The sequence below is a fragment of the Methyloceanibacter marginalis genome, from assembly GCF_001723295.1.
Classification (GTDB): domain Bacteria; phylum Pseudomonadota; class Alphaproteobacteria; order Rhizobiales; family Methyloligellaceae; genus Methyloceanibacter; species Methyloceanibacter marginalis.
The window spans coordinates 1-1,232 of the sequence record NZ_LPWD01000085.1; the positions used below are offsets into that span (position 1 = coordinate 1).

Consider the following 1,232-nt stretch of genomic DNA (forward strand, 5'->3'; position numbering starts at 1 on the left):
GTGCTTCCCGACCAGACGCTGGTGGTGGAGCAGCCGGACATCGTCATCGTCGAGGGCTCAACGTGCTCCAGCCGGCCAGGCTGCCGAAGGACGGCGAGGTAATCCCGTTCGTCTCGGACTTCTTCGATTTTTCGATCTATATCGACGCCAGCGAGGAACTGGTCGAGGCCTGGTATGTCGAGCGCTTCCTGCGCCTGCGCCAGACCGCGTTCCGCGATCCCGCCTCCTACTTCCACCGCTACGCCACGTTGTCGGAGGAGGAGCGCGCGAAACCGGGCTGTCGATCTGGCGGACGATCAATCTCGTCAATCTGAAAGAGAATATCCTGCCCACGCGCCAGCGTGCCGACCTCATCCTGCGCAAAGGCGCCGACCACGCGGTGGAAAGCGTGGCGCTCAGGAAGCTGTGATTAGAGGCTAGTAGCCCTGGCCGTTGTAGAGCATCTGCGAGCCAAGCCCGATATTCAGCCGGAGCATGGTGCGGGTGGCGAAGACCGCCTCGTCGTCGATCCGCGTCGGGCTATTGGGGCCGGCATATATCATCTTCGGGACCGAGGAGATGTACTCATAGTCGGTCCACAGCGACAGGCTGGTGCGGTCGCCGATCTGCTTGCGGGTCTCCAGCGACACGGTGCCGATGAAGGCAAGGTCGTCGTCCGACCGCGACACGTTGGATGTCGGGGTGGGGAAGAACCTGTAGTCGAAGCGGCCCGTATAATCGGTCTCGGCGTTGTAGAGACCGGCTGTAGCGTTCACGTAGGTGCGCAAGCCGAGACGGTCGTAGAAGCCGCCGACATTCTTGATGCCGGGAATGAAGCCGAAGCTGTATTCACCGCCGAAGCCGATATAGCCGCCGGTATAGGTCGTATCGAGCGTCTCACTATAGGTGAACACGTCGAGCGGACCCTGGACGCCGTTAAGCCTGTTGTCCTGGTCGATGCCGCGAACGTCGAAGCCGGCGATGAAATAGTCGTTGCGATAAATCTGCGGCTTGACCTCTTTCGGCGCGCCGGTGGCGAATTTCAGCTCGGCGCTGGCGCCCCAATAGTCGGCGTCGCGCTCGGTCTTGGTGCGGAGATAACGACCCCACGGCGCCCGATGCGTCATTCGGGTCGATGATCACGCAGCGCGCGGATCCGGGAGCGCCCTGGCACTTTGTCGTGTGATCGTCCTCGACGTTGGACCAGAAGCCCTTGACCGAACCCGAAACGCGGAAGCGCCCCAATAGCCGAG

Annotated in this window: 1 protein-coding gene and 1 pseudogene; one reads left to right on the forward strand and one right to left on the reverse strand. The window is 62.1% G+C overall.

Features of this window, described 5'->3' with window-relative positions; translation table 11 throughout:
• Window positions 1-409 (forward strand): annotated as a pseudogene (locus AUC71_RS20780) (type I pantothenate kinase); the annotation flags it as partial.
• Between the two features lie 7 nt (window positions 410-416).
• Here the strand turns inward: AUC71_RS20780 and AUC71_RS03935 are convergent.
• On the reverse strand, window positions 417-1,106 hold the full coding sequence (locus AUC71_RS03935) for a hypothetical protein (protein ID WP_069623214.1): 690 nt from the start codon (window positions 1,104-1,106) through the stop codon (window positions 417-419).
• Window positions 1,107-1,232: the final 126 nt, after the last annotated feature.

Excerpts from the sequence above, each read along its gene's own strand:
- AUC71_RS03935 (WP_069623214.1), bottom strand. The coding sequence starts at position 1,106 with ATGACGCATCGGGCGCCGTGGGGTCGTTATCTCCGCACCAAGACCGAG.